This is a genomic window from Komagataeibacter xylinus, from assembly GCF_004302915.1.
Taxonomy (GTDB): domain Bacteria; phylum Pseudomonadota; class Alphaproteobacteria; order Acetobacterales; family Acetobacteraceae; genus Komagataeibacter; species Komagataeibacter xylinus_C.
Genome location: NZ_QQBI01000006.1, coordinates 128,157 through 154,459 on the forward strand (window position 1 = coordinate 128,157; position 26,303 = coordinate 154,459).

Consider the following 26,303-nt stretch of genomic DNA (forward strand, 5'->3'; position numbering starts at 1 on the left):
GGATTGTCGTTACGAAGTCTTATCACATAAGGCCTTGAGGCCCGACCCGACAAGAGCCAGCGCCGCCGCCGCCGCCGTATCCGCCCGCAGCACCAGCGCGCCAAGCGAGAGCGGCCGCACGAAAGTCTGCCTGCACAGCATCTCGTGCTCACGGGGCGAAAATCCGCCCTCCGGGCCAATCAGCACGCCATCGCCCGCATGCGGCGCGGACGCGGGCGCCCCCTGCGGCCTGCGCTCAAGGGCTGCGAACAGGGCCGTATCATCAGGCCATTGCGACAGCACCGTGGTCAGCGGCGCCAGCGGGTCGATGGCGGGCACGTCAAGGCGCTCGCACTGCTCGGCGGCCTCGATGGCGATGCTGTTCAGGCGATCGGCGTTGATGCGGTGGGTATTGGTGCGCTCGGTCACCACGGGGCGAAACCGCGTGACCCCGAGTTCCGTGCCCATGCGGATGACCGTCTCGGTCGCATCACGCTTGAGGGGCGCGAAAACGAGGCACAGCCCCTGCGTGGCGGCGGGCGCGCGGGTCTGGTCCACCAGGCGGATGCGGCAGCGGTCGCGGCGCAGGTGGTCGATCACGCCCTGCCACGCGCCATCACGCGCATTGAAGACCTCGACCACTGCCCCGGCCTGCTGGCGCATGACCGTGCCCAGGTAATGGGCCTGCCCCGGTTCCAGATCGAACACGGCGTCGACCGCCATGGGGGCGATATGGGCGGGTGATATGAACAGGCGCGGACAATCCCTCATGCCGGATGATAACCTTTCAGCGCAGGACAGGATACACGATACCGGGGCCGGTCTTGACCCCACGGGGCCTTCCGGCCCATCTGTGTGGCCATTAGCAGCCATGGGGCGCGCCGTCATCGGCAAACGCGGCCCCACCGGCGGCAGGCACAAGCGGCAAGGAGTTATAGCGTGGACCAGCCCGTACCCCATACGGACATCAGGGTGGATGGCTGGATCGGCCGCCTGCCGCCCCGCCTGCGCCCTTATGCCCTGCTGATGCGGCTCGACCGGCCAATTGGCACGTGGCTCCTGTTCCTGCCCGGCGTATGGGGCATCATGCTGCCGGACCATGTACCTGCCAGACAGCGACTTTTCCTGGTCGTGCTGTTCGGCATTGGCAGCGTGGTCATGCGCGGCGCGGGCTGCGTGGTCAATGACATGTGGGACCGCGACATCGACCGCCAGGTGGCGCGCACGGCAGGCAGGCCGCTGGCCTCGGGCGCCCTGTCCATGCGCGAGGCGGCGCTGTTCCTCGCAGCCCTGCTGCTCATCGGCTTCAACATCCTCATGAACCTCAACGGGCTTTCACAAATCCTGGGTGCGTCCTCGCTCATTCTGGTGGGGCTGTACCCGCTGGCCAAGCGGGTTACGTGGTGGCCGCAGCTTGTCATGGGCTTTACCTTCGGCTTTGGCGCGCCGCTGGGCTATGCGGCGGCGGCCAACCATATCGATGCGGCGCTGGGCACGCTCTATGCCGCCACCATCATGTGGCAGCTCGGCTTCGATACGATCTACGGCTTTCAGGACATGGAGGACGATGCCCGCATTGGCGTGCGCTCCACCTCCCGCCTCATGGCGGGGCATGCGCGGCTGTTCGTGGGCGCGTGCTATGGGCTGACCCTGGCGGGGCTGGCCGGAGCAGGCTACCTGGCCCATGTGGGGCCGGGATTCTGGCCGGCGCTGGCGCTGCCCGCGGCCCTGCTGGCCTGGCAGGTGTGGCGGCTGGACGAGCGCAGCCCCGCCACCTGCCTGCGGCTGTTCCGCTTCAACCGCGAAACCGGGCTTGCCATCGCCCTGGCCGTTCTGGCGGGAACGCTTACGCGCTGACGTGCAGCGTGCGGGCCAGGAAGTCACGCGCCATGCCCATGCACTGAAGGAACAGGGCGGCATCAAAGCGATGCCCCTCATCGCGCAAAAAGGCATGCTGGGCGTTGAACTCATGCCACTCGTAGCATGTGCCCGCCTTTTCCATCGCGGCACGGATCATCTGCCGCCCTTCAAAGGGCACATGCGGGTCCTGCCGCCCCCATACCATCAGCGCCTCGCCACGCATCTCGCCCACGCGGGCCAGCGTATCATCGCACCTGCCCTGCCCCAGCGTGGCGGAATGGATATCGGTGGCATAGAAACACACCGCCGCGCGCACCCGCGGGTCAAGGGCTGCGCGAAACGCCAGGTGCCCGCCAAGGCACACGCCCATGGTGGCAAGGCTTTCGGTGCAGTGCGGGTTGGCGGCCAGCCAGTCCAGTGCCGCGCGGGCATCATGATCGTACCCCGCGACCGGCTTTTCGAATTTGAGGAAATTGCCGCGATCCGTACCCGGTTTGTCATAGGCCAGCACGGTGCCCGCCGGTTCATATTCATGATAGACCTCGGGCACGGCCACGACGTAACCCTGCCCCGCCATCATGGCGGCCAGCCTGCGAATGGGGGCCGTAACCTGATAGATTTCGGAAAACAGCACGATTCCGGGAAAGCGCCCTGCAATGGCAGGGCGGAAAACATGCATCCGCATCATGCCTGAAGGCGTTGGGATGTCTGCCGTCTCGTCGGAATGGATAATCATGATGACGCTCCTGCCAGTGGTGCAAAAGGCCACGATAGCAGCATGCGGGCGGCCAACCGAGAGGGGGCGGGTCGATCATGCCTGTAATATCAAGTCGTAAATTGATTGTTATTTGTTCATATATTGCGCAAAAAGCACTTCAAACATTGACTTTCCGTCCCCGCCCCGGCCTGTATGGGGCATGAATCCGTTACAGAAATCATGATGTCATCCCTGTTTGCCCTCTCGCTCGCCATCTGCGCCATCGTGTCCGTCGTGGTGCTGATCGCACGCTTCCGGATCAATCCGTTCATCGTGCTGTTCGCGGTCTCGCTGGCGCTGGCGCTGTGCGCGGGCATGCCGCCGCAAAAGGCCATCGCCTCGTTCGAGGCCGGTGCGGGGCGGGTACTGGGGCATGTGGCCACCGTTATCGCGCTGGGCACCATGCTGGGCAAGATGCTGGCGGAGTCAGGGGGGGCCGACCGCATCGCCCTGACCATTACCCGCCTTGCGGGCGAGAAGCGTGTCAGCTGGGCGATGATGGTGATCGGGCTGCTGGTTGGGCTGCCGGTTTTCTTTGAAGTCGGATTCGTGCTGCTGATCCCGCTGGCGTTTACGCTGGCGCGGCGCACCAATACGCCGCTTCTGCGCGTGGCCCTGCCCATGGGGGCGGCCCTTTCCGTCACGCACGCCATGATCCCGCCGCATCCGGCAACACTGCTCGCCCTTGCGGCCTATCATGCCGATATCGGGCGCACGATCCTGTGGGGCATCGTGATCGGCACCCCTGCCGCGGCTTTGGCCGGGCCGGTCTATGCCCGCTTCATTGCCGGGCGCATCGGCCCCGTGCTGCCTTCCGCGCTGGAGGCGCAGTTCGTCAACCACGAAGTGCCGGCCAGCATGCCCGGCTTTGGCATTACGGTCCTGACCATTCTCTCGCCCGTCGTGCTGATGCTGGTGGGCTCGGTGGCGGATGCAGTGGCCAGCCCGCACACACCGCTGAACAACGCGCTGCACTTCATCGGCAATACGGATATTGCGTTGGCGCTGGCGACCCTGCTGTCCTTTCAGGTCTTTGGCACCGCGCGTGGCTTCAGCCGCGAGACGATTCTCAAATTCACCAATGACTGCCTGGCCCCCACGGCGCTGATCATGCTGCTGGTGGGTGCAGGCGGCGGATTCGGGCAGGAACTGGTCGATAGCGGCGTTTCAACCGCCATTACCGACCTTGCGGTGGGTGCCCATGTGCCGCTGCTGGTGCTGGCCTGGCTGCTGGCGGTGGTGGTGCGGGTGGCCACGGGTTCGGCCACCGTGGCCATGAGCACGGCGGCGGGCATCGTGGGGCCGATTCTGGTGCACACGCATGGCGCCTCGCCCGAACTGATGGTGATCGTGACCGGCGCGGGCTCGGTGGCACTGGGGCCGCTGAATGATGCGGGCTTCTGGCAGATCAAGGAATATCTTGGCCTGTCGGTGGGCCAGACCATAAAGACATGGTCGGTGATCGAGACCCTGATTGCTGTGCTGGGGCTGGTCTTTGCGCTGCTGCTGTCGCTGGTGGTGGGGTAGGAGTCATCAGACGGATCTGATCCGGTTGATGATGGCGCGGATGGCATCGCGGTCCAGTTCGAATTCCGGCCCGGCATCCATCACCGCCAGTTCCATCAGGGCCTCCGATAATGCCCTGGAGCGGGGGCGGGCATGGCTGTTGTCCATCTCCAGCGCCTTATCAGCGATGGCCTGCACAAATGATTTCCGGTCGAGAAGGGATTCCAGCACGCTGGCCATCTGCCGGGGCGTCAGGCCCCTGTCCATCAGGGCCAGTACATCCACCGCGTGGGCAGTCCCGATACCCTCACTGACGAACGCCGCCTCCATCGCAGCGACAGACTCCGCCACGCTGCGACATGCATCGGTCAGGACCACCGTGGGGAACCCTGCCATGGCCGCATCACGTGCCGTGGCCGCCACGCAGTAATCCAGCGCCACGCCTGCCACGAACACCCGGGTGATTTCCCTGCCCCGCAGCAGTCCGTCAAGCCCGGTGCGGCTGGCGCGGGCATTGTCCTCAAAGGCGGAATAGCTGTCGATATCGGGGCGCATGCCCTTGCGCAGCACCACGCCTATATGGGCCTGCGCCAGATCGGGCACGAGTTCCGCCCCTTTCGTGCCCGCCACGCAATGCACCGGCCACGGGCCGCCCTGCATGTCAAAGGACACATGATCCGCCGGGTGCCAGTCCTGCGTTGCGGCAATCAGGCCAAAGGGCAGTTCGCACAGCCGGTTGATGAGCGGCACGATGCCATCCGCCCCCGCCACGCCCAGCGGGCCGCCGGGCATGAAATCGACCTGCATGTCGATAACCAGCAGCGCATCGGCAGGGGTGATGAACAGGGTCCCTGAATGCCCGTCCGCCGCCATGCTACCCCCTGCCGAGAGATGTTTTTTTAATAAGAAGCTTTTTGGAAACGAGCTTCACCAAAAACTTTTATCTGGCAACCGAGAACAATTCCACTGAACTCTGACTTAGTGGAATTGCTCTAGCTCATTGTTTATCGAGCATCTTCACCAGTTCGAATGTGTCCATTCAAACTGGATCGGCTCTAGCCCTTGGCGTACGGATTGCTCGAGGCGCGCAGCAGCAGCCTTATGGGCGTGCCGGGCAGGTCAAAGGTCTCGCGCATGCCATTGACCAGATAGCGCTGGTAATCCTCGGGCAACTGGTCGGTGCGGGTGCCGAACAGGATGAAGGTGGGCGGGCGCGCCTTGGCCTGCGTGATGTAGCGCAGCTTGAGCCTGCGCCCATCGACGAGCGGCGGCGGATGGCGCTCGACCATCATCTCGAACCAGCGGTTGAGCGCGCCGGTGGGCACGCGGCGGTTCCATACATCATAGGCGCGGCGCACGGTGGGCAGCAGGCGGTTGATGCCTGCCCCGGTCATGGCCGAGAACGACACGACGGGAATGCCACGCATCTGCGCAAGCGAGGTCTCGATCCGGTCCTTGATGGCCTGCCGGGTGGTCGCCCGGTCCTCCACCGCATCCCACTTGTTCAGCGCCAGCACGCAGCACCGGCCCTCACGCTCGATCAGGCGGGCGATCTGCAGGTCCTGCTCATGCACGCCCAGCGTTGCATCAAGCACCAGGATCACGACCTCCGCCATCTTCAGCGCCTCGATGGAGGCGGAGACGGACATCTTCTCCAGCGTCTCGTCAATCCGGGCCTTGCGGCGCAGGCCGGCCGTGTCAACGAGCTGGATCGGGCCTTCGTCGTCATGCAGCATGACGGCAATGGAATCGCGCGTCAGCCCCGGTTCGGGGCCGGTGATCATCCGCTCCTCGCCCAGCAGGCGGTTGAGCAGCGTGGACTTGCCCGCATTGGGGCGGCCCACGATGGCAAGGCGCAGCGGGCCGGGCGGGCGCACATCTTCTTCCTCGCCCTCGGCCTGCGCATCCTCGCGCCGGGAGCGGCGGGTGACTTTTTTCACCGGCGGCAGGTCGGTGGGTGGCAGGCGGTCCACGATCTCGCTCATGAGATCGGCCACGCCCTCCCCATGTTCGGCCGACATGGCCAGCGGCGTGCCCAGCCCCAGCGAGAACGCCTCCATGGCGGCGGCGGCGCCCTGCCGCCCCTCCGCCTTGTTGGCAACCAGCAGCACCGGGCGGCCCTGACGGCGCAGCCAGTTGGCAAAATGCTCATCGGCAGGCGTAATGCCACTGCGCGCGTCAATGCAGAACAGCACGAGATCAGCCTCGGCCACGGCGGATTCAGATGAAGCCCGCATGCGGCCGTACAGCGTATCGGGCGCAGCCTCCTCCAGCCCGGCCGTGTCGATGATGCGAATGGCCCGGCCGCGCACGGTGGCCTGGCCTTCCTTGCGGTCGCGGGTGACGCCGGGGGTATCGGCCACGAGCGCCTGCCTGCGGCCAACCAGCCGGTTGAAAATGGTCGACTTGCCGACATTCGGCCTGCCCGCGATCACGACAACCGGCAGCGCATCCACTGGCGCGGATGGAAAAGATGAACTCACTGCGGCAACTTTCTTTTTAGGTATAGGCTATAAGGTAGCCGTTATTATCCATGAGCAACAGCGTATTATCGACCACGATCGGTGCTGTCGTCACCTCGGCTGGCAGTTCGTGCAGGGAGTCGATATGCCCCTGCGCGGGGTCGATGATGACAACGCCGTTCTGCTTGAAGTTCGATATGAACACCAGCTTGCCGCCTGCCAGAATCGGGCCGTTCCACACGATGCCACGCTTCTGCTTGTCGGAATTCTCATACTGCCGCAACTGCGTGATCCAGCGCACATGGCCTGAAAGCCGGTCAAGGCAGGCCACCTGCTGATCCATGGAGATGAGGAAGATCCAGTCCCCGATCACCAGCGGCGTGTTCTGCCCCGAAATACCACGCTCCCACAGCCTGCGGCCCGAGCGCATGTCGATGGCGACAAGAACGGCGCCGGTGCTGATGGCATAGGCCGTGCCATCGGCAATGACCGGCATGCCATGCACGCACGAGAAATCGATCAGCGCCTGCTGGCCATTGGTGCTGCCCAGGGTGTCGGCCCAGACCACCTCGCCGCCTTCGGCACGCAGCGCCACGAGGTCGCCCGAACCAAAGCCCGCCAGCACCACGCCATCGGCCACGGCGGGCGCGGGCTGGCCGTAAATGACGGTATCGGCGGCTGTGGCGGCATAGGTCCACAGCACGTTGCCGTTTTCCGCATCGAGGCAGTACAGGTGTTCGTCAATCGTGCCAAAGAACAGCCGCCCATCGGCGATGGTGGGCGCGGAGCGGCCCGGCGCCTGGATGTTGACGCGCCATTTCAGCTTGCCATTGGTCGCATCGACCGCAAGCGCCTGCCCGATGCCATCGACGATGTACAGCGTGCCCTTGTCCACGCTGATGCCGCCGCCGAGATTGTTTGACTTCATCTTGCGCGGCTTGGGATTGTATTCCCACAGCTTGTGCATGCCGGGCCAGCGATAGGCACGGATCACGCCCTGTGCGTCAGCAACGAAGATCCGGCCATCCTGCACGACCGGCGTGGCCTGGATGATGCCGCGCCCGCTATCGCCAAGCGCCACGTAGAACAGCCATTCCGGCTCGGAATTGCCCGCACCGATATCATGCGTCCATTCATGGCGCATCTGCCCCGCCCAGGCGATATCGCGGCCACCGTGGTCAGGGGTGATGCCCGATTGCGGCCATGCGTTCAGCGCCGTGGGGGCGGGAATGGTCACGGCCTGCGTTTCCTCGGGGTCAACCGTCAGGCCTGCGGCGGTGTGCAGCACGTCAGAACGGTGACCGATCAGCAACGGGGCTTTTTTCTGCTCGCCGGAACAGGCGGCCAGCAGTGCCGCCCCCGTGCCCAGCAACACATGGCGGCGGCTCAGGGCTGATTTCATGGTCTTCCTGTCGGTCGGCGTGGGGGATGCAGGGTCAGGACTAGCCACCAGCGTCGCCCCCCAGCGTCTGGAGCATGGCCTCGGCGCGGCTGCGCACGCCATCGGCAATGGTCATGTCCATGGCAAGGCGCTCGAATTTGGCGCGTGCCTCGGCAGGCTTGCCCACCCTCAGGTCAAGCAGGGCCTCGGCCTCGATGGCCTGACCACGCCAGGGCTGGCCCGCGCCATCAATGACCGCAAGGCGCGACCGCAGGGTGGCGGGGTCGCCTCCGTCAATCTGGTGCTGTACCCACAGCAGGCTGGCCAGGGAGGCAATGGTGGGGTCAACCGCGTGTTCCTGGCTCACGCCATCCCACAGGGCCAGGGCGGCAGGCAGTTTGCCATCCGTGGCCAGCAGGGCCGCGCGTTCCATGCGCTCGAGCACGCGCAGCGGCGGGCGGGCCTGCGCATCAAGCGCTTCGAGTTCCTGCAGGCCCTTTTTCTGCCGTGCGGTCAGGCCGGCATCGGTGCCCGCGGCATCGGGCGCGCGGGCGGCATCCTGCATGGCGGTGAAATAGGCGGCCGAGACGGCGGCATCCGCCTTGTGCGCGCGCGAGACGGAATACTGCCACCCGCCCGCGCCAATGCACACGGCCGCCACCACGACACCGGCAACGACAAGATAGCGCCGCGCCAGTGCCCGGATGCGTTCGGCACGGATTTCCTCATCGACTTCCATGAAGATGTCGTCAGCCACGTTCGTGTCGTTCCCTGCTCGCTTGCGTGGCGCATCGCACCTTACGCGTGGTGATTTCCGGGCCAGCATATCCGGCCCGGCGCGGCACGGCAAACCACCCAGCCAGTGCCACGGCCCATTTCTGCCTGTTCGATCACATAGACCGGCCTGTTTTGCACCGCCAGCGATAAGCGGGCGGAAAATGCAAAAAATCGGGTTTTTTCACCGTTTCGCATGGCTCCAGTCGCGCAGGAGCCCCTGCGCGGTCAGGACCACCTGCTTCACGCTCAGCCCCTCCATCGGTGCATTGCCCACCGGGCCGGGTGCCATGGCCACCCGCCCCCACGGGCCTGCGGGCGCGTATTCCATTGCCTTGCTGCGGCCAAACAGGCCTAGCGTGGGAATCCGGCTGGCCGCAGCCAGATGCATGAGCCCCGAATCATTGCCAATGAACAGCATGCAGCGCGCGAGCAGGGCCGCGACCTGCGTCACCGTCAGGCTGCCCCCCGTGTCCAGCGCATCGGGCAGGTGTTCGATCACCGGCAGGGCACGGGCGCGCTCCGCCTCACCGGGGCCATACAGGATGACCGGCCGCAGGCGCGGATCATCAGCCTGCAGGGCCTTGAATACTGCAACAAACCGCTCGGGCGGCCAGATTTTGCCATCCCAGTTGGCGGTGGGGCCAAGGGCGAGCCAGCGCGTACCATCATCGGGCAGCATGCGCGCGGCCTCCATGCGCTCGGCGGCACTGGTCCACGTAACCGGCAGGGGTGCGGGATCAAGTTCCAGCAGGTTGCCGATATGCGTGATCCGCGGCCCCCTGCGGCGGCCGCCCTGCATCACGTGCCGCTCGCCCACACGCAGGAAATAGCTCACGACCGAGCTGCGCAGGTCCACGCACAGATCCCATTTGCGCCCCCGGCACTGCCGCCACAGATCGACCCAGTGCATGTTGCGCGGGCGCTTGACCATCTCGATCGTGCGCACGCGGCGTGGCATGTGCGCGAACAGCCCGGCCGCCACCGGCCCGCATGCGATGGTGAAATCGGCCTCGGGGTAACGCCTTAGCAGCGTATCGAGCAGCCCGGTGGAGAGAATGGCATCACCCAGCCGGGTGGATGTGATGAACAGGATGTGCATTTTTTCGGTGCTAGTCAGGTTTTGCGTGCGTGCCAACCTCTCTTTGCCCTTGCCTGCGGGCACGGGCATGGCCAGATTGCACCCATGGCCAGAATTGCTCACCTTCCCGCCCGCAGCGTGCTCAGCGTATCGGGTGCTGACCGCGTCTCCTTCCTGCAGGGGCTTGTCTCCAACGACATGACCACGGTTGCCCCCGGCCGGGCGGCCTGGACCGCGTTCCTGTCGGCACAGGGCAAATGGCTGGCGGATTTCTTTGTTTTTGCCGATCCCGAGGGCGAGCGGCTGCTGCTTGACTGCGATGCCAGCCAGGCCGACATGCTGCGCCAGCGCCTGTCGCGCTACCGCCTGCGCGCGCAGGTCGAACTTGGCGAGACCGGCTACGCCGTGCATGCGGCCTGGGGCGAAGGCTTCACCGCGCCCGAAGGCTATCCCGCAGCCCCCGACCCGCGTGTGGCCGGGGCGGGCTGGCGCTTCCTGCTGGGTCACCCCACGCCCCACCCTACGACGGATGAAGTGGAGTACGACCGTCATCGCCTGGCGCTGGGCCTGCCCGATGGGCCGCGTGACTGTGAAAGCGATAAAACCCTGCTGCTCGAAGCCAATTTCGACCAGCTCAATGGCATTTCATGGACCAAGGGCTGCTACATGGGCCAGGAACTGACCGCGCGCACGCGCTACCGGGGGCTGGTGCGCCGCCATCTCGTGCCCGTATCGTCCCGCCACGACCTTCCCGTGCCGGGCACGCCTATCATGGCGGGGGAAAAGACGGTGGGCGAGATGCGCTCCTCACGCGATGGCGCGGGACTGGCCATGATCCGCAGCGAGCATCTGCACGACACCGATCTTGTGGCGGCAGGCCATGCAGTGCAGGTGCATCTGCCGCAGTGGTTCAGCCTGCCCGCCAAACCGCAATAAGGCGGCCCGCCCGCCCCCCGTTTTTCACGTTCCAAGGTCAATATCCATGTCTTACACACCGCCTGCGCCGGCCACGCGCGCCGCCATGATCGAGCGCGTCAAATTCAATGCCGATGGCCTGATAACCGCCATCGCCCAGCAACATGACAGCGGCGAGGTGCTGATGCTGGCGTGGATGAATGCCGAGGCGCTGGACGAGACCCTGCGCACGGGCCGCGTGTGCTACTTCTCGCGCAGCCGCAACGGTTTATGGCGCAAGGGCGAGACATCGGGCCAGGTGCAGACCCTGGTGGATGCCCGGCTGGATTGCGACCGCGATGCGGTGCTGCTGCTGGTCGACCAGAAAGGCGTTGCCTGCCACACCGGGCGGCGCAGCTGCTTCTATAACGCGCTGCGCCCCGAAGGGATCGTGGAGATCACGCAGCCGGAGGTCGCGGCTGAAACACTTTATGGCAAGGGCTGAACGGATCATGCAGGAAAACGACGAAGAAAAACGCGAACAGATAACCAAGCTGATCTGGATCGGCATTACCGTGGTGGGCACGGTCCTCATGGGCTTTTTCATGCTGCGCAACGAAATGCATGCCCTGATCTCGGAAAACGAACCCGCCGCCCCGCCTGCTGCTACTGCCCCTGCAACACCGGGCCAGGCCGCGCCGCCTGCCCCGCCCCCAGCAGGTCAATAATCTCGCGGGCCGCCGCATGGGCCGGGTTTTCGCCCGGGCCATGCAGGGCCGCGCGGATATGGGCAAACCCGGTGCGTTGCAGCGCGCGGCTGGCGGGGTCTGCCAGCAGGCGCTCGACGGTGGCGGCCAGCAGTTCGGGCGTGCAGCGCTCCTGCAGCAGTTCGGGCACCAGCCGGTGGCCCGCCAGCAGGTTGACCATGGCCACGTACGGCACGCGGATCAGCCGCCGCGCAATGGCTGCCGTCAGCGGATTGACGCGGTAGGTCACGGCCATGGGCACGTTGGCCATGGCCAGTTCCAGCGTGGAGGTGCCTGACTTGGTCAGCGCCGCGGAGGCCGCGGCAAACGCATCATGCTTGTCATGCACATCGGTCACGATCAGGGGCCGCACTGGCCACCGGGCCACACCCGCGCGCACGATATCGGCAATAACGGGCGAGACCGGCACCACGGCCACGATATCGGGCCTGTTGCGCTGCACGAAGGCCAGCATGCGACCAAAGACCGGCAGCAGGCGCGGCGCCTCCGAGCGGCGGCTGCCGGGCATGAGCACAAGGATGGGCGCCTCTGGCGCAATTTTGTAACGCGCCCTGAAGGCCGCAGCCGACCCCTCATCCGCCCCCGACTGCACCACCGGATGACCAACAAAACGCGCTTCGATGCCGTGGCGTGCGAAGAATTCCGGCTCGAAGGGCAGCAGGCACAGCATGCGCTCCCACAGGCCGGGAAATTCGCGCACCCTGTGCTCGCGCCACGCCCAGACCTGCGGGGCCACGTAATGCAGGCGGGGAATGGAGAGCGGCGCGATCCGGCGCAGCAGGCGCAGGGTAAAGCCGGGGCTGTCGATGGTAATGACCAGCGCGGGCCTGCGCGCGGTAATATCCGCCACGGCCTGATCGAGCCTGCGCGAGAGGTGGCGGATGCGCGGCAGCACCTCGAGCAGGCCCATCACCGCAAGGTCACGCAGCGGAAAAAGCGATTGCAGCCCCTGTGCGTGCATGCGCTCCCCCCCGATGCCCGCAAAATGCAGGTCAGGCCGCAACTGGCGCAGCGCGATCATGAGGCGGCTGCCCAGCACGTCGCCGCTGGCTTCCCCCGCCATGATCCATATGGTCGGGCCGGAGGGGGAACCGCCCGCAGGCGCAGGGGGAATGGAAGGCTTGGTCATGCCAGACCGGCTTATCGTGTCGGGACAAAAGGCGCAAATGGCAGTGGCGAAAATATCTGCCGCCCCATGCGTGATCCCTGCCCTGTTTCAGGTCTGAAGCTTTTTGAAAAAAGCTTCACCAAAAACTTCTTTACAATTTTCTGGCCACTTACCGGGCCTTGAGCAGGCTCGTTATGCTGGCGCGAATATCATCGGGCAGAGGCACGTAATTCAGCGTCACCGCCGCCTCGCTGCCATGCGCCATGCTCCAGGTAAAGAATTCCCGCACTGCCTGGCCCTGTGGCGTATCGGCGCGGTCGGTCGGGACCAGCACATAGGTCGCGGCCATGATGGGCCATGCCCCGGTGCCATCGCCATCAAGCACATCGGCAGAATGACTGGCATCGGTTGACCAGTGGGCCGTGGTCACGGCCTGGCGGAAGCTTGCATCATCCGCCGCCACCACATCACCATGATGATTGCGCAGCCGGGCCATGGGCATGTGATTGCCTGCCGCATAGGCGTATTCAAGATAGCCGATGCTGCCTTCGGTATTGCGCACGGCGGCGGCGATGCCGTCATTGCCACGCGCGCCCTCGCCCACCGGCCATTCGATCGAGGTGCCACTGCCCTGCTCGTGCGCCCAGTGCGCCGAGACGCGGGCAAGGTAGGACGTGAACACGAAGGTCGTGCCCGACCCGTCCGCCCGGCGCACCGGGGCCACGGGCATGGCGGGCAGGGTCAGGCCGGGGTTTTCCGCCGCAATGCGCGGGTCGTTCCACATGCTGATTTCGCCGCCATAGATATCGGCCAGCAGGGGGCCGGTCAGGCGCAGCTGGCTGGCATCGACACCGGGCAGGTTCACCACCGGCACGATGGCACCCAGCACGGTGGGGAACTGGACCAGCCCGTTCTGCTGAAGCTGGGCTGCGGTCATGGGCGCGTCAGAGGCCCCGAAATCCACCGTGCGGGCCTTGACCTGGTTCTGCCCTGCCCCTGAGCCGATGGTCTGGTAATTGAGGCGGATATCGGTGGCCTTTGCCGCCCCGGCCCCCCACGCGCCATAGATCGGCGCGCCAAAGCTGGAGCCTGCGCCCGTTATGTCGGTGGCAAGGGCGGGCGTGCTGGCCACGGCCAGCATTGCTGCCAGCCCCAGCCCCCAGCCGCGCCGCTCAGCCCCGCAGGACGGCATTGCAGCTTTTATGCGCGGCGGCCACCACCCGGTCACACACAGCCTCGATCTCCGCATCGGTCAGGGTTCCGTCCATCGGCTGCAGGGTTATCTCGATGCCAAGCGACTTGTGGCCCGCAGGCACCTTGTCGCCCTCATACACATCAAACAGGCTTACGGCCACGATCAGGTTGCGTTCCGCGCCCTTTACGGCCCTGAGCAGTTTTTCCGCCGGCACATCCGCATCCACCACAAACGCAAAATCACGCTTGAGCGGCTGGAAGGCCGAGAGCGCGGGCGGCCCCTTGCGCCTGCGCTTGGGCTCGGGTACCGCATCGAGGTACAGCGTGAACGCGCATACCGGCACGTCAATACCGCGCGCGGCCAGCAGGGCGGGATGCAACTGCCCGAAATGGCCCAGCACCAGCTTCGGCCCCTGCCGGATCACGCCCGAGCGACCCGGATGGTAGTAAGCGGGGGCATCGGCGCTCAGGCTCAGCCCCTCCATCGCGGCACCCATCACCGCGAGGGCTGCCAGTGCATCGGCCTTGACCTGCCACAGGTCGACTGGCCGGGCTGGCTGGCCGGGCTGGCGGGCCGAATGGCCACTGCGGATACCGGCTGCGACCTGCTTCTGGCCATCGGCATCAAAGCCGGGGCCAACCTCGAACAGGCCGATATCAGGATAACCCCGTGCCGCGTTGGCCTTGATCGCGGCCAGCAGGTTGACCAGCGGGGTCGGGCGCATCTGGTCGAGGTCAGCGGCAATGGGGTTGAGCAGGTGCAGATCAGCGGGCGTTTCACCAAACTGGGCGGCCTGTTCCTGCGCCACGAAGGAGAAGCCGACCGTCTCGAGCAATCCGCGCGCGGCAAGCGTGCGGCGCAGGCTGGCAATACGGGCCTGCCGCGGGGCCAGGGCTGGCAGCGGCACGGCGCTATGCACCGGCAGCGACACGGCGGGCACGCTATCGAGCCCGCGCAGGCGCAGCACCTCCTCGATCAGGTCCACTTCGGGGTTGATCGCCACAGCCCCTTCCGCCGCGGCCCTGGCGCGGGCCTCGGGCAGGCCGGGCTGCTGGTCGAGCAGCATGGGCGTTGCAATGTCGTTGCGCCATGAGGGCACGTCCACCACCACATGGCGGGCGTCGCATTCGCGCACTTCAAAGCCCAGCCCTTCAAGCAGGTGCACGGCGTGATCCGGCTCCTCCACCAGGCCGCCAAGGGTTTCAAGCCGGGCGAATTCCAGATGCGCCTGCCGCTGCCATGCGGGCTCCGCCCCGGCGGAGACCACATTATCGGCCACGCCGCCGCACAGATCGATGATCATGCGCGTCGCGGCCTCAAGGGCTGCGGGCGGCAGGGCCTGGTCCACGCCACGCTCAAAGCGCTGGCGGGCATCCGAGTGCAGGTTGTGCCGCCGCCCGGACAGCGCAATGGCCACGGGGTCGAACAGCGCGCATTCCACGAACACGGTGGTCGTCTCCGCGCTCACGCCACTCTCCGCACCGCCCATGATGCCTGCCAGCGACAGCACGCCGCTGCTGTCGGCAATCACGCAGTCATCAGGCGTCATGACATGTTCGCTGCCATCAAGCGCCGTAAAGGTCTCGCCCGCGCCCCGGCAGATGGTCAGTTCACCGCCACGGATCCTGTCCGCATCGAACACATGCAGCGGGCGGCCGAGGTCATGGGTGAAGAAATTGGTGATATCGACCAGCGCCGAGATCGGGCGCAGGCCGATCGATTCCAGCCTGCGGCGCAGCCATGCCGGGCTGGGGCCGTTTTTCACGCCTCGGATGGTGCGCCCGAGCACCCACGGGCAGGCCTCGGGGTAGGTGATGCGCCAGTTGATGGTGCTCTCGCCCTGCCCCTCCACGGTCTCGACCAGCCAGGGCTTCAGCTTGCCAAGGCCCGCTGCCGCCAGATCGCGCGCCACGCCACGCACGGCCAGCGCATCGCCCCGGTTGGGGGTGATGGCGATATCGATCACGGGATCATCAAGTTTGGCAAAGAGCGGGTAGGACTGGCCCGGCGCCGTGCCATCGGGCAGTTCGGCAATGCCGTCATGGTCCTCGCCAAGGCCCAGTTCACGCAGCGAGCACAGCATGCCGCCACTGGCCTCGCCACGCAGCTTGCCTGCCTTGATGGTGATGCCGGAAGCAGGAATATGCGTGCCCGGCGGCGCAAAGATCACATGCAGCCCCGCTCGCGCATTGGGCGCGCCGCACACGACCTGCACGCGCTCGAAGCCTTCGCCCGCATCGACCTGGCACACGCGCAGGCGATCGGCATTGGGGTGCTGCACGGCCTCGATGATGCGGGCAGTGCGGAAGGACGCCAGCGCGGCACCCGGGTCTTCCACACCTTCCACCTCAAGGCCGATGGTGTTCAGGGTGGCGGTGATCTCTTCCAGCGTTGCGGTGGTCTCAAGGTGTTCGCGCAGCCAGGACAGGGAGAACTTCATCGATCACAGACCTTCGTGCAGCAGGGCGGGAGACAGGGGGCTGGTGCCATAATGGCGCAGCCAGCGGACATCGCTTTCATAGAACGAGCGCAGATCGGGAATGCCGTGGCGCAGCATGGTCAGCCGCTCGATGCCCATGCCAAAGGCAAAGCCCTGCCACTCACGCGCATCCAGCCCGCAATTGGCCAGCACGCGGGGGTGGACCATGCCGGCACCCAGCACTTCCAGCCAGTCATCACCCGCGCCGATCTGGCCGGTCCTGCGCGACCAGCCGATGTCGATTTCCATCGACGGCTCGGTGAACGGAAAGTAGGAGGCGCGAAAGCGCACCGGCAGGTCCGGCATCTGGAAGAATGCGCGCAGGAAGTCCGACAGGCAGCCCTTGAGGTGGCCGAGCGTAATTCCCTTCTCGATCACCAGCCCCTCGCACTGGTGGAACATGGGCGAATGCGTGGCATCATGGTCGGCACGATAGGTGCGGCCGGGGGCGATGATGCGGATGGGCGGCTCCTGGCCCAGCATGGTGCGGATCTGCACGCCCGATGTCTGGGTGCGCAGCACGCGCTCGGGCTGGCCCTCGGCCTCGGGCGGCAGGTAGAACGTGTCCTGATCGGTCCGGGCGGGGTGATGGGCGGGCGTGTTCAGTGCCGAGAAATTGTGCCAGTCGCTCTCGATATCCGGGCCTTCGGCAACCTGGAAACCCATGGCGCCGAAAATGGCGGCCATTTCCTCGATGGTGCGGGTGATGGGGTGCAGCAGGCCGCAGGCTTCTGGCGCGCCGGGCAGCGTTACGTCCACGCGCTCGGCAGCGAGACGGGCGTTGAGGGCTGCTGCCTCGAGTTCCTGGCCACGCGCCTCGATCAGGCGGGTCAGGTCATCACGCAGGCGGTTGAGTGCCGCGCCACGTGCGCGGCGCTCATCCGGCGTCATGCGCCCGAGTTCCTTGAGCAGCGCGGTCAGCCTGCCCGACTTGCCCAACGTGCCCACGCGCACGGCATCCCACGCGCGCTGGTCGGTCGCGGCAGCGAGTGCCTGAACTGTCTGTTCCCTCAGGGTTTCGAGATCGTCACTCATAGCACCTCGCACAGGCTCTCAATCGGGCGGGCTGGCAAGGGCAGCAGTCTGGCCACCAGACCCGGCGCGTGTTTGCGCCCGCACCTGCCATGGCGGCAGGGCGCGGGCATCGTATAAAACAAAACGGGCCGCCCCTGCGGACGACCCGTTTCGTGGACCTGTCGCCACGCGGGCGGGAACAGGGATCAGGCCAGAGCGGCCTGCGCCTTCTTCACGATCTCGGCAAAGGTTGCCGCGTCGTCATAGGCGATGGCGGCGAGGACCTTGCGGTCGATCTCGATGCCAGCCTTGTCCAGGCCGTTGATGAAGCGGCTGTAGGTCAGGCCATGCTCGCGCACCGCAGCGTTGATACGCTGGATCCACAGGGCGCGGAACTCACGCTTCTTGTTGCGGCGATCGCGGTAGGCGTACTGGAGCGACTTTTCCAGACGTTCCAGCGCGATGCGGTAATTGGTGGAAGAACGACCCCGGAAGCCCTTGGAAGCTGCCAGAACCTTCTTGTGACGGGCGAGCGTCGTTACGCCGCGTTTCACACGTGCCATATCTCAGGTGCTCCTTATGCCAGGCCGTAGGGGGCCCACTGCTTTACAGTGCGGCCATCCATTTCAGTCAGCACCTGCGAACCACGGTTCGTGCGCTTCATCTTCTGCGAGCGGTTGATCAGGCCGTGGCGCTTGTTGCCGGGTCCTGCCAGCACCTTGCCGGTGGCGGTGATCTTGAACCGCTTCTTGACCGAAGACTTGGTCTTCATCTTGGGCATTTGCTTCTCCTTAAGGTTAAAGGCTGCGCCCTGCCCTGTTACAGGCAGCAACGCCATTGCGGCCGGGCATGCCCTACAGGCCCGGACGCGCGAACACGCAGGCTATAGACAACCTGGCATTCCCGATCAACCCCCTTGATGGCCCGCGCCGTGCTTTCCCCTGCCCGCCCCATGCTGTAGGAGGAAAAAGCACCATTAATAACCGGGAGGAAAACAAAATGACCCAACGCGTAGCCTACGTAACCGGCGGCAGCCGCGGCATTGGCGCGGGCATTGCCAAGGCGCTGGCAAAGGACGGGTATGACATTGCCATCTCCTACGCCCGCAACGAGAAGGCTGCCGAGGAAACCGTGGCCGAAATCCGCGCCCTGGGCCGCCGCGCCATGGCCATCTGCTGTGATGGCGAAGGCAATGGCAACCGTGCCGCGATCCAGCAGGTGGTGCGCGACCTGGGCCGCATCGATGCGCTGGTGTGCAATGCGGGCGTCTACCCCCATGGCGACGTGAGCGAGATGACCGACGCGCAGGTCGATGCCGTGCTGGGCCTGAACGTGCGCGCCGTGATGATCGAGGCCATCGAGGCCTCGCGCCACATGAGCAAGGGTGGCCGCATCATCCTGATCGGCTCGGCCTTTGCCGATCGCTCCCCCGTCCCCGGCATTTCGCTCTATTCGGCCTCCAAGGCGGCGCTGAACGGGTTTGCCCGGGGGGCTGCGCGTGACCTCGGCCCGCGCGGCATCACCATCAACGTGGTACAGCCCGGCCCGATCGATACCGACATGAACCCCGCCACCGGGCCCGCGGCCGACCTGCTGCGTAGCTTCATGTGCCACAAGGAATACGGGCAGGTAAGCGATATCGCCACCGTGGTCTCGTTCCTTGCCAGCCCGCAGGCCAGCTTCATCACCGGCTCGGCACTGACGACCGATGGCGGCATCACGGCCTGAACAACCCCTGAAGGCCCGGGCGGCACGACCATGCCGCCCGGCCCCGACACGGATCACGCGTGACGACGCCCCGCAACTCCCGTCAACCCACAAAGCCATTCCTTGGGGAATGACCAGCCATTCGCGGCAGCAGCACCGCGAAACCGTATCCGGGCAGGATGAAACGTGGCATTGATGCCGCCTGCGTCCGATCGAGAAATTCCATGCCAGACATAACACCCACCCCTACCCGGCAGGCTCCCGCCACGCCCCTTTCATTCCGGAATGGCAACATGGGCATGAAGTGGTGCTGCCTGCTTGCCCTGTCAGTTGCCCTTACCGTGCCGCTGCATGCCCTGCACCTGCCTGCCGCCATCCTGATCGGGCCGATGTTCGCCGCCGTCGTGCTGGCGGTCAATGAGGCCCACCTCCCCATTCCCGGCCCCGCCTTTTTGCTGGCGCAGGGCATTGTGGGGTGCATGATCGCACGCAGCCTGAAAGTCAGTATCTTTTACAAGGTTATGGGCGAGGGACCGTTTTTCCTGGGTGGGGTCCTGTGCGTGATCGTTCTGTGCACCCTGATCGGCTTCTGCCTGGCACGGTGGAAGGTCCTGCCCGGCAGCACGGCCCTGTGGGGCGCCTCGCCGGGTGCCGCCACGGTCATGACGCTGATGTCGCAGGGCTATGGCGCGGATATGCGGCTTGTTGCCTTCATGCAGTATTTCCGCGCCGCCGCCGTGGCCATAGCAGCGACCACCATGGCACGCAGCACAACCCCGGTCATGGCTGACGGGGCGGCAAGCGCGTTCTGGGCAATGCCCGCATCCTGGCCTGCCTTTGGCGCGACGATCGGCATCATCGTGGCCGGCGTGTACCTGGCCCATATGTTACGGCTTTCAGCCGGTGCGCTCATGGTGCCGCTTATTTTTGCAACGGGACTACAGGATATGGGTCTGCTCTCGATCGAGCTGCCACCATGGTTTCTCGCTACCGGTTACGCGGTGCTGGGCTGGGGCATCGGCCTGCGGTTTACACGCGCCACGCTGCATTATGCCGCCCGCGCGTTTCCTTACATACTGATCGCCATTACATTGATGATCGCAGGCTGCGGGGCAATGGCGCTCGTCCTGGCCCATTTCAAGCATGTCTCGCTGCTCACCGCCTATCTGGCCACCAGCCCGGGGGGCGAGGATACCGTGGCCATTATCGCAGCCACCACGCCAGGCGTTGACATGCCTTTCGTCATGGCCATGCAGACCGTGCGCTTCGTGCTCGTGCTGTTTACCGGCCCGCTATTCGCCCGCACGCTCAGCCGATGGGTGGAACGATAGCCGGAAGCACAAAAAACAGCCTTGTCGGACGACAGGCTGCAAACAACAATCAATTTTTAAGGGAAAATTTGGCTGGGGGACCTGGATTCGAACCAGGGCTGACCGGGTCAGAGCCGGTAGTTCTACCGCTAAACTATCCCCCAGCAAGGAGAGAGCGGCGCGATGCGCTGCGGTGATCAGGCATATACCGGCCTGCTTCAGGGCGCGCAACCCCCTGCTGCGCATTTTTATAAACTTTTCTCTTTTGTCTTGCGTTTTGCGCAGAACACTCAACACAATAGGTAATACCTTGGCCGTCAAACGGGTTTGGGATGAACATGGTCCAGCAGCCGCACAGTGCACAGATACGCCCGCTGGCAGGGATTGCGCCCCACCCGGCCGCCCCGCACCGCCGCTTCATGCGCGCGCCGCTTTATGCCGCCATCGACCTTGGCACCCATAACTGCCGCCTGCTCATTGCGCGCGCGGGCGAACACGGCCTGCGCGTGATCGACAGTTTCAGCCGCGCCGTGCGCCTTGGCGAAGGGCTGCACCATTCCGGCCAGCTGGCCGATGCCGCCATGGAGCGCACGCTCGCCGCCCTGCAGGCCTGCGTGGCGCGCATGGGGCTGTACGACCTGCATGGCCACCGCGCCATTGCCACCGAAGCATGCAGGCGGGCGGCCAATGGCATGGAGTTCATCGGCCGCGTGCTGCGCGAGACCGGGCTCGACATATCCGTCATTTCCGCGCGGGAGGAGGCCGAGCTGGCCCTTGCGGCCTGCACCTCGCTGCTGCAGGGCGGGCGGGCGGGCACCAGCCGCGGGCTACTGTTCGATATTGGTGGCGGCTCGACCGAGATCGCCTGGGCGCGCATCGACCGCGAGGCCGGGCGGCATGACCTTTCGGGCTATGTCAGCCTGCCGGTGGGCATCATGACCCTGGCCGAGCGCCACGGCGCCGATATCTTTACCGATCGGGGCTATCACGGCGTCGTATCCGAAATCAGCGACGTGCTGCGCGGCTTTGACGACGTGCACTGCATCGCGCGTGAAATCGCGCGCCAGAATGTCATGCTGCTGGGCACCAGCGGCACCGTGACCACGCTGGCCAGCCTTGCCCTGGGCCAGGACCGTTACGACCGGGCCAGCATTGATGGCTCCGCCCTGTCCGTGCCCCGTGCCCTGAGCATGATCGACGCCCTGCGCGCGGGCGGGCTCGAGGGGCTGGTGCGCAACCCCATCATCGGGGCGGAGCGCGCGCGCTACATCCTGCCGGGCTGCGCCATATTCGAGGCCATCGTCACCACATGGCCCATGCCGGACGTGACCGTGGCCGACCGGGGATTGCGCGACGGCCTGCTTTTACGCATGATTGGCGACCGCAGGCGACAGGCGGCCCCAGCCACCGCGCCGCCTTCCTTTTCCCTGTACAATCGTTTGGAGCACCAGGTCAGTCCCTGACCGCGTCCCGTCATGAAGCAGCGTTCCACCACCCGCATTCCGGGCAAGGCCCGTACCAGCAGTCTCACTCCCGGCGGTGACAGCGCCAGCGACGGGCAGGCCGCCCAGTCCCACCGCACCAAGACCGTAACCGTAAAGAAGGCCCGCGGGCGCACCACCGCGCAGCACCGCTGGCTACAGCGCCAGCTCAACGACCCCTACGTGCAGGCCGCCCAGAAGCAGGGCTGGCGCTCGCGCGCGGCCTTCAAGCTGATCGAACTCGATGACCGTTTTCACCTGATCACGCCCGGCACGCGCATTGTCGATCTTGGCGCGGCACCGGGCGGCTGGACACAGGTCGCGGTCAAGCGGGGGGCTGCCGAGGTGGTGGGCGTGGACCTGCTGCCGGTGGACCCGGTGCCAGGTGCGACCATCATCGAAGGGGATTTCAACGACCCCGACATGCCCGGCCGCCTGACGGAACTGCTCGGCGGGCGGGCCAACGTGGTCATGTCCGACATGGCGCCCAACACCACGGGCCATGCGCCGACCGATCACCTGCGCATCATCGGCCTGGCCGAACTGGCGCTGGATTTTGCAACGCGCATCCTTGCCCCCGGCGGCGCGTTCGTGGCCAAGGTGTTCCAGGGCGGGTCGGAAAAGCAGATGCTGGCTGAACTCAAGCGTCTGTTTACCCAGGTCCGCCACGCCAAGCCGCCCGCAAGCCGCAAGGAATCCAGCGAGCTTTACGTGGTGGCCACGGGCTTCCGTGCCCCGGATGCGGAGGCCGAGGGGGAAGGCTAAAACAGCCCGCCCCTGCCGGAGCTTCATGCCGTGTGGTGATCATCCCACAGCCATGCGGCACCGCGCACGCCCGAACTGTCGCCATGCTTGTTGCGCACGATCGGCGTGGTGCAGTTGGGGGTGATGACATAGCGCCGCATGAGGCGGGGCACACGGTCATAGATCGAATCAAGGTTCGACACGCCACCACCAAGCACGATGATGTCGGGGTCCATGAAGTTGATGGCCATGGCGCAGGCGCGGGCCATGCGGTCCATGTAGCGGTCGAGCGCGCCGATGGCGGTCAGGTCGCCTGCCTCGGCCTCCTGCTCGATATGGGCGGCGCTGCGATGGCCGGGGCCTTTCCAGTCCTGTGCAAGCGCCGAGCCGCTGAGAAAGCGCTCCATGCACCCTTCATTGCCGCAGAAGCATTTGGGCATGGGAAATTCCTCGATGCGCGGCCACGGCAGCGGCACATGCCCCCATTCACCCGCAATGTGGTTATGGCCGATCAGCAGCTTCTGGTCGACCACGATGCCCGCCCCCATGCCGGTGCCGATGATCACGCCAAACACGTTGCGATACCCTGCCCCCGCGCCATCGATCGCCTCTGACAACGCAAAGCAGTTCGCATCATTCTCGATGCGCACCTCGCGCCCGAGCGCTGCCGTCATGTCAACGATCAGGGGCTGGTTGTTGAGCCACGTGGCATTGGCATTCTTGATCACGCCCGTATCGGGGCTGATGGAACCGGGAATGCCGATTCCAACCGTGCCGGTGCCCCCGAGTTCATGATCAACACCCCGGATAAGGTCGCACATGGCCTCGATGGCCGCAGGATAGTTGCCAGGATTGGCAATGCGGCGACGCAGCAGCTCTGCGCCATCCATGCCGAGGGCGGTTATTTCGATCTTGGTACCACCAAAATCAATTCCAATACGATAGTCGGCCATCCGGAGTCTTTCTTTCATCATGTTTTATCAGTGGCGCATTTGCTTTTATGATCGTACCTGCACGCAACATCAAACCCTGATGCAAGGGCATAGCTGCCAACCACCAAGGAGGCATGGCCACCCATGAGTGAAATCCTGCTAGACGCGCGCGGCCTGACCTGCCCGCTGCCCGTGCTCAAGGCCAACCGCATGCTGCGCGGGCTGCCCCCGGGCGCGCGGCTGCGCGTGATCGCGACCGACCGGGCCTCGGTTGCGGATTTCCAGGCTTTCTGCCGCGAAACGGGCCATGCCCTCATCGCTTTTGGCGAGGAAGGCGGCACGCTCTCCTTCGTCATCCGCCGCAGGCCCGACACAACACCCACTACCCCCGCGTCACCGGCCCCGGCCTAGACTCCAAAATGCCGTAAAACACGTTGTCCCCTTGGCAGGAGGGCCTACAAGGATGTAATGCCTCCGCCAGCCCCGTTATTTCAGGAAGTGCCGCGCCCACATGACCGATGACCTGACCAACCTTTCCTTCGAGGAGGCTCTGGCCGAACTTGAAGCCATCGTGCGCCAGCTTGAGGTCGGCCAGCTGCGGCTGGAAGACGCGATCACCGCCTATGAGCGTGGCGCCGCCCTGCGACAGTACTGTCAGAAGAAACTGGACGAGGCCGAGGCCCGCGTTCAGGCGATTGTCCAGCGTGCCGATGGCGCGCTGGAAGCGAAACCAATGGATTGATGCACCAGATGAGCCAAACAACAGCACCCTCGTCCCAAACAGACGGAACGGATCGCATGGTCCGTCTGCGTGCATCCATGTCCGCGCGCGCCACTGCCATCGAGGCGATGATCGACCGCCTGCTCCCGCGCGTGGAAGGCGGCGAGGCCCGCCTGATCGATGCCATGCGCTATGCCACCCTTGGCGGCGGCAAGCGCCTGCGTGGCTACCTGGTGGCCGAAGTGGCCAGCCTGTTCAAGGCCAGCCCTGAGGCGGCCGACCGTGTCGCAGCCTCGGTCGAGATGCTGCATGCCTACTCGCTCGTGCATGACGACCTGCCCGCCATGGATGATGACGACCTACGCCGGGGCCAGCCCTCCACCCACCGCAAGTTTGACGAGGCCACCGCCATCCTCGCCGGTGACGCGCTGCAGACCATGTCGTTCGACATCCTGGCCAATCCGCTCACGCATGCCTCAGCCGAAGTGCGCATCAACCTCGTGCGCGCGCTGGCCGATGCCTCGGGCGCGGCTGGCATGGTGGGTGGCCAGATGATCGACATGGAAGGCGAAGGCCGCGCGCTGTCGCTTGAGGAAGTCGCCCGCCTGCATGCGCTCAAGACCGGCTGCCTGATCCGCTATTCCGCCGAGGCCGGGGCCATCCTTGGCCAGGCCAGCGACGACGTGCGCAAGCGCATCTCGGCCTATGGCCGTGACCTTGGCGCCGCCTTCCAGATTGCCGATGACGTGCTCGACGCCACCGCCAGCGCCGAGGAACTCGGCAAGACCGCAGGCAAGGACGAGGCGGCGGGCAAGTCCACCTATGTCGCCCTGCTGGGCGTGGAAGGCGCCGCGCGCGAGGCACGGCGCGTGGCCGAGCTGGCTGAATCCCATATCGACATCTTCGGGCCAGAGGCGGATCGCCTGCGTGACCTGGTGCATTACGTGGTCGAGCGCAGGAACTGATCGACATGAGCGAGAGCAACACGTCCTCCACCATCCCCACCCTTGGGCGCTACGCCCAGCTTGACCGGGTGCAGTGGCCGCACGACATGCGCAACCTCTCGGTCGAGCAGCTCAAGCAGCTTGCGGAGGAACTGCGGTCGGAGACGATCGATACCGTGTCCACCACCGGTGGCCATCTTGGCGCATCCCTTGGCGTGGTTGAACTGACGGTGGCGCTGCATGCCGTGTTCGACACGCCCTCCGACCGCGTGATCTGGGATGTGGGCCACCAGACCTACCCCCACAAGATCCTGACCGGGCGGCGCGAGCGCATCCGCACCCTGCGCCAGCCGGGCGGGCTTTCGGGCTTCACGCGCCGCAGCGAGAGCGAATACGACCCGTTTGGCGCGGCCCACTCCTCCACCTCCATTTCCGCGGGCCTGGGCATGGCCGTCGCCCACCACCTGCGCGCCGAGGAAGACCCCTCCTACCGCGAGCGCAACGTGATTGCGGTGATCGGCGATGGCTCGATCTCGGCGGGCATGGCGTATGAGGCGATGAACAACGCCTCGCATTGCGGCCCCGGCGCCGAGCGCCTGATCGTGGTGCTCAACGACAACGAGATGTCGATAGCCCCCCCGGTGGGCGCCATGTCGAGCTACCTGTCGCGGCTGATGTCGTCGCGCAAGTTCCTGAACCTGCGCGAACTCGCCGCCAAGATGGCCAAGCGCCTGCCCGGCCGCCTCGAGCGCACCGCCAAGAAGGCCGATGAATACGCGCGCGGCATCATGACCGGCGGCACGCTGTTCGAGGAACTCGGCTTCTATTACGTCGGCCCCGTTGACGGGCATGACATGAACCAGCTCGTCCACATCCTGCGCAACCTGCGCGACGCCGAGGATGTCGGCCCCGTGCTGCTGCATGTCATCACCGAAAAGGGCCATGGCTACAGCCCGGCCGAATCGGCGGGCGACAAGTATCACGCCGTCTCCAAGTTCAATGTGGTCACCGGCGAGCAGAAGAAGGGCCCGTCCGGGCCGCCAAGCTACACCTCGGTGTTTGCGAAGGAACTCGTGCGCCAGGCCGCGACTGACGACAAGATCGTCACCATCACCGCCGCCATGCCGTCGGGCACCGGGCTCGACAAGTTCGCCAAGGCCTATCCCGACCGGTTCTTTGACGTGGGCATTGCCGAGCAGCATGCCGT

The 26,303-nt window shown here is 65.6% G+C and carries 27 protein-coding genes and 1 tRNA gene; 13 read left to right on the forward strand and 15 right to left on the reverse strand.

Annotation, left to right across the window (positions count from 1 at the left end; genetic code table 11):
* Positions 1–9: 9 nt before the first annotated feature.
* Positions 10–750, reverse strand: a complete 741-nt coding sequence (locus DV027_RS06090) for a 16S rRNA (uracil(1498)-N(3))-methyltransferase (RefSeq protein WP_130731004.1) — start codon at positions 748–750, stop codon at positions 10–12.
* Between the two features lie 168 nt (positions 751–918).
* Between DV027_RS06090 and ubiA the strand changes: the two genes are divergently transcribed.
* On the forward strand, positions 919–1,836 hold the full coding sequence (gene ubiA, locus DV027_RS06095) for a 4-hydroxybenzoate octaprenyltransferase (RefSeq protein ID WP_130731005.1): 918 nt from the start codon (positions 919–921) through the stop codon (positions 1,834–1,836).
* On the opposite strand, the gene DV027_RS06100 is transcribed toward ubiA, so the two are convergent.
* A complete protein-coding gene (locus tag DV027_RS06100) occupies positions 1,826–2,575 on the reverse strand; it encodes a dienelactone hydrolase family protein (protein ID WP_130731006.1) in 750 nt (249 codons plus the stop codon). The two genes, ubiA and DV027_RS06100, sit on opposite strands and share 11 nt — an antisense overlap.
* Positions 2,576–2,779: 204 nt before the next feature.
* On the opposite strand from DV027_RS06100, the gene DV027_RS06105 reads away from it, so the two are divergent.
* Positions 2,780–4,123: a GntT/GntP/DsdX family permease gene (locus DV027_RS06105; protein WP_130731040.1), complete on the forward strand. Its 1,344-nt coding sequence runs from the start codon at positions 2,780–2,782 to the stop codon at positions 4,121–4,123.
* A gap of 6 nt (positions 4,124–4,129) precedes the next feature.
* Here the strand turns inward: DV027_RS06105 and DV027_RS06110 are convergent, their stop codons facing one another.
* The 5 genes from DV027_RS06110 to DV027_RS06130 all read right to left on the reverse strand — a co-directional run bounded on the left by DV027_RS06110 (position 4,130) and on the right by DV027_RS06130 (position 9,821).
* The gene (locus tag DV027_RS06110; RefSeq protein WP_130731007.1) at positions 4,130–4,975 is read right to left on the reverse strand and encodes an isochorismatase family protein; all 846 of its coding nucleotides are present in this window, start codon (positions 4,973–4,975) and stop codon (positions 4,130–4,132) included.
* 182 nt (positions 4,976–5,157) lie between these two features.
* Entirely contained in the window at positions 5,158–6,585 is a 1,428-nt protein-coding gene (der, locus tag DV027_RS06115) for a ribosome biogenesis GTPase Der (protein ID WP_130731008.1), read from the reverse strand.
* A gap of 16 nt (positions 6,586–6,601) precedes the next feature.
* Positions 6,602–7,966: an outer membrane protein assembly factor BamB family protein gene (locus tag DV027_RS06120; RefSeq protein ID WP_130731009.1), complete on the reverse strand. Its 1,365-nt coding sequence runs from the start codon at positions 7,964–7,966 to the stop codon at positions 6,602–6,604.
* A 40-nt stretch (positions 7,967–8,006) separates the two neighbouring features.
* Entirely contained in the window at positions 8,007–8,702 is a 696-nt protein-coding gene (locus DV027_RS06125) for a hypothetical protein (protein ID WP_130731010.1), read from the reverse strand.
* 201 nt (positions 8,703–8,903) lie between these two features.
* On the reverse strand, positions 8,904–9,821 hold the full coding sequence (locus DV027_RS06130) for a glycosyltransferase family 9 protein (RefSeq protein WP_130731041.1): 918 nt from the start codon (positions 9,819–9,821) through the stop codon (positions 8,904–8,906).
* An 84-nt stretch (positions 9,822–9,905) separates the two neighbouring features.
* On the opposite strand from DV027_RS06130, the gene ygfZ reads away from it, so the two are divergent.
* From ygfZ to DV027_RS06145, 3 genes are read left to right on the forward strand one after another with little or no spacing between them, the layout of a single operon-like run.
* Positions 9,906–10,736, forward strand: coding sequence for a CAF17-like 4Fe-4S cluster assembly/insertion protein YgfZ (gene ygfZ / locus DV027_RS06135; RefSeq protein ID WP_130731011.1), 831 nt, complete (start codon positions 9,906–9,908; stop codon positions 10,734–10,736).
* Positions 10,737–10,782: 46 nt separating this feature from the next.
* A complete protein-coding gene (gene hisI / locus DV027_RS06140) occupies positions 10,783–11,199 on the forward strand; it encodes a phosphoribosyl-AMP cyclohydrolase (protein ID WP_130731012.1) in 417 nt (138 codons plus the stop codon).
* Positions 11,200–11,206: 7 nt separating this feature from the next.
* The gene (locus tag DV027_RS06145; RefSeq protein ID WP_242621752.1) at positions 11,207–11,422 is read left to right on the forward strand and encodes a hypothetical protein; all 216 of its coding nucleotides are present in this window, start codon (positions 11,207–11,209) and stop codon (positions 11,420–11,422) included.
* Here DV027_RS06145 and lpxB read toward each other — a convergent pair.
* The 6 genes from lpxB to rpmI all read right to left on the reverse strand — a co-directional run bounded on the left by lpxB (position 11,361) and on the right by rpmI (position 18,038).
* Entirely contained in the window at positions 11,361–12,590 is a 1,230-nt protein-coding gene (lpxB, locus tag DV027_RS06150) for a lipid-A-disaccharide synthase (protein WP_130731014.1), read from the reverse strand. The two genes, DV027_RS06145 and lpxB, sit on opposite strands and share 62 nt — an antisense overlap.
* A 148-nt stretch (positions 12,591–12,738) precedes the next feature.
* Positions 12,739–13,761, reverse strand: coding sequence for a phosphate ABC transporter substrate-binding protein PstS (gene pstS / locus DV027_RS06155; protein WP_130731015.1), 1,023 nt, complete (start codon positions 13,759–13,761; stop codon positions 12,739–12,741).
* Complete coding sequence (pheT, locus tag DV027_RS06160) at positions 13,742–16,204, reverse strand: phenylalanine--tRNA ligase subunit beta (protein WP_130731016.1); 2,463 nt, start codon at positions 16,202–16,204, stop codon at positions 13,742–13,744. Before pheT ends, pstS begins: the two co-directional genes overlap by 20 nt.
* A gap of 3 nt (positions 16,205–16,207) precedes the next feature.
* Positions 16,208–17,278 (reverse strand): phenylalanine--tRNA ligase subunit alpha, encoded by a 1,071-nt coding sequence (gene pheS / locus DV027_RS06165; RefSeq protein WP_130731017.1) that lies wholly within the window; start codon positions 17,276–17,278, stop codon positions 16,208–16,210.
* Between the two features lie 185 nt (positions 17,279–17,463).
* On the reverse strand, positions 17,464–17,820 hold the full coding sequence (gene rplT / locus DV027_RS06170; RefSeq protein WP_014104634.1) for a 50S ribosomal protein L20: 357 nt from the start codon (positions 17,818–17,820) through the stop codon (positions 17,464–17,466).
* Positions 17,821–17,834: 14 nt separating this feature from the next.
* Positions 17,835–18,038 carry a 50S ribosomal protein L35 gene (gene rpmI, locus DV027_RS06175; RefSeq protein WP_007400447.1) on the reverse strand — a complete coding sequence of 68 codons (204 nt, stop codon included), beginning with the start codon at positions 18,036–18,038 and terminating at the stop codon, positions 17,835–17,837.
* 218 nt (positions 18,039–18,256) lie between these two features.
* Here rpmI and DV027_RS06180 point away from each other — a divergent pair, with 218 nt between their 5' ends.
* Positions 18,257–18,985: an SDR family NAD(P)-dependent oxidoreductase gene (locus DV027_RS06180; protein ID WP_130731018.1), complete on the forward strand. Its 729-nt coding sequence runs from the start codon at positions 18,257–18,259 to the stop codon at positions 18,983–18,985.
* Positions 18,986–19,188: 203 nt separating this feature from the next.
* Positions 19,189–20,295, forward strand: coding sequence for an AbrB family transcriptional regulator (locus DV027_RS06185; protein WP_130731019.1), 1,107 nt, complete (start codon positions 19,189–19,191; stop codon positions 20,293–20,295).
* Positions 20,296–20,364: 69 nt separating this feature from the next.
* Here the strand turns inward: DV027_RS06185 and DV027_RS06190 are convergent.
* A tRNA-Gln gene (locus DV027_RS06190) sits at positions 20,365–20,438 on the reverse strand.
* A 168-nt stretch (positions 20,439–20,606) separates the two neighbouring features.
* Between DV027_RS06190 and DV027_RS06195 the strand changes: the two genes are divergently transcribed.
* On the forward strand, positions 20,607–21,737 hold the full coding sequence (locus tag DV027_RS06195; RefSeq protein ID WP_130731020.1) for a Ppx/GppA phosphatase family protein: 1,131 nt from the start codon (positions 20,607–20,609) through the stop codon (positions 21,735–21,737).
* Between the two features lie 12 nt (positions 21,738–21,749).
* Positions 21,750–22,520, forward strand: a complete 771-nt coding sequence (locus tag DV027_RS06200) for an RlmE family RNA methyltransferase (RefSeq protein WP_130731021.1) — start codon at positions 21,750–21,752, stop codon at positions 22,518–22,520.
* A gap of 23 nt (positions 22,521–22,543) precedes the next feature.
* Here the strand turns inward: DV027_RS06200 and DV027_RS06205 are convergent, their stop codons facing one another.
* Positions 22,544–23,452 carry an ROK family protein gene (locus DV027_RS06205; RefSeq protein WP_130731022.1) on the reverse strand — a complete coding sequence of 303 codons (909 nt, stop codon included), beginning with the start codon at positions 23,450–23,452 and terminating at the stop codon, positions 22,544–22,546.
* Between the two features lie 123 nt (positions 23,453–23,575).
* Here DV027_RS06205 and DV027_RS06210 point away from each other — a divergent pair, with 123 nt between their 5' ends.
* The 4 genes from DV027_RS06210 to dxs all read left to right on the forward strand — a co-directional run.
* Positions 23,576–23,842 (forward strand): sulfurtransferase TusA family protein, encoded by a 267-nt coding sequence (locus DV027_RS06210; RefSeq protein ID WP_130731023.1) that lies wholly within the window; start codon positions 23,576–23,578, stop codon positions 23,840–23,842.
* Between the two features lie 100 nt (positions 23,843–23,942).
* The gene (locus DV027_RS06215) at positions 23,943–24,173 is read left to right on the forward strand and encodes an exodeoxyribonuclease VII small subunit (RefSeq protein ID WP_061271667.1); all 231 of its coding nucleotides are present in this window, start codon (positions 23,943–23,945) and stop codon (positions 24,171–24,173) included.
* Positions 24,174–24,229: 56 nt separating this feature from the next.
* The gene (locus tag DV027_RS06220; protein ID WP_130731024.1) at positions 24,230–25,117 is read left to right on the forward strand and encodes a polyprenyl synthetase family protein; all 888 of its coding nucleotides are present in this window, start codon (positions 24,230–24,232) and stop codon (positions 25,115–25,117) included.
* Positions 25,118–25,122: 5 nt separating this feature from the next.
* Positions 25,123–26,303: 1-deoxy-D-xylulose-5-phosphate synthase (gene dxs / locus DV027_RS06225; RefSeq protein WP_130731025.1), on the forward strand; the 1,181-nt coding region annotated here is incomplete at its 3' end.

Excerpts from the sequence above, each read along its gene's own strand:
- ygfZ (WP_130731011.1), top strand. The coding sequence starts at position 9,906 with ATGGCCAGAATTGCTCACCTTCCCGCCCGCAGCGTGCTCAGCGTATCG.
- DV027_RS06110 (WP_130731007.1), bottom strand. The coding sequence starts at position 4,975 with ATGGCGGCGGACGGGCATTCAGGGACCCTGTTCATCACCCCTGCCGAT.
- DV027_RS06130 (WP_130731041.1), bottom strand. The coding sequence starts at position 9,821 with ATGCACATCCTGTTCATCACATCCACCCGGCTGGGTGATGCCATTCTC.
- DV027_RS06210 (WP_130731023.1), top strand. The coding sequence starts at position 23,576 with ATGAGTGAAATCCTGCTAGACGCGCGCGGCCTGACCTGCCCGCTGCCC.
- pheS (WP_130731017.1), bottom strand. The coding sequence starts at position 17,278 with ATGAGTGACGATCTCGAAACCCTGAGGGAACAGACAGTTCAGGCACTC.
- DV027_RS06100 (WP_130731006.1), bottom strand. The coding sequence starts at position 2,575 with ATGATTATCCATTCCGACGAGACGGCAGACATCCCAACGCCTTCAGGC.
- DV027_RS06195 (WP_130731020.1), top strand. The coding sequence starts at position 20,607 with ATGAACATGGTCCAGCAGCCGCACAGTGCACAGATACGCCCGCTGGCA.
- DV027_RS06185 (WP_130731019.1), top strand. The coding sequence starts at position 19,189 with ATGCCAGACATAACACCCACCCCTACCCGGCAGGCTCCCGCCACGCCC.
- lpxB (WP_130731014.1), bottom strand. The coding sequence starts at position 12,590 with ATGACCAAGCCTTCCATTCCCCCTGCGCCTGCGGGCGGTTCCCCCTCC.
- rplT (WP_014104634.1), bottom strand. The coding sequence starts at position 17,820 with ATGGCACGTGTGAAACGCGGCGTAACGACGCTCGCCCGTCACAAGAAG.
- rpmI (WP_007400447.1), bottom strand. The coding sequence starts at position 18,038 with ATGCCCAAGATGAAGACCAAGTCTTCGGTCAAGAAGCGGTTCAAGATC.
- DV027_RS06215 (WP_061271667.1), top strand. The coding sequence starts at position 23,943 with ATGACCGATGACCTGACCAACCTTTCCTTCGAGGAGGCTCTGGCCGAA.
- DV027_RS06220 (WP_130731024.1), top strand. The coding sequence starts at position 24,230 with ATGGTCCGTCTGCGTGCATCCATGTCCGCGCGCGCCACTGCCATCGAG.
- hisI (WP_130731012.1), top strand. The coding sequence starts at position 10,783 with ATGTCTTACACACCGCCTGCGCCGGCCACGCGCGCCGCCATGATCGAG.
- DV027_RS06180 (WP_130731018.1), top strand. The coding sequence starts at position 18,257 with ATGACCCAACGCGTAGCCTACGTAACCGGCGGCAGCCGCGGCATTGGC.
- DV027_RS06205 (WP_130731022.1), bottom strand. The coding sequence starts at position 23,452 with ATGGCCGACTATCGTATTGGAATTGATTTTGGTGGTACCAAGATCGAA.
- DV027_RS06090 (WP_130731004.1), bottom strand. The coding sequence starts at position 750 with ATGAGGGATTGTCCGCGCCTGTTCATATCACCCGCCCATATCGCCCCC.
- DV027_RS06145 (WP_242621752.1), top strand. The coding sequence starts at position 11,207 with ATGCAGGAAAACGACGAAGAAAAACGCGAACAGATAACCAAGCTGATC.
- DV027_RS06105 (WP_130731040.1), top strand. The coding sequence starts at position 2,780 with ATGTCATCCCTGTTTGCCCTCTCGCTCGCCATCTGCGCCATCGTGTCC.
- pheT (WP_130731016.1), bottom strand. The coding sequence starts at position 16,204 with ATGAAGTTCTCCCTGTCCTGGCTGCGCGAACACCTTGAGACCACCGCA.
- pstS (WP_130731015.1), bottom strand. The coding sequence starts at position 13,761 with ATGCCGTCCTGCGGGGCTGAGCGGCGCGGCTGGGGGCTGGGGCTGGCA.
- DV027_RS06120 (WP_130731009.1), bottom strand. The coding sequence starts at position 7,966 with ATGAAATCAGCCCTGAGCCGCCGCCATGTGTTGCTGGGCACGGGGGCG.
- DV027_RS06200 (WP_130731021.1), top strand. The coding sequence starts at position 21,750 with ATGAAGCAGCGTTCCACCACCCGCATTCCGGGCAAGGCCCGTACCAGC.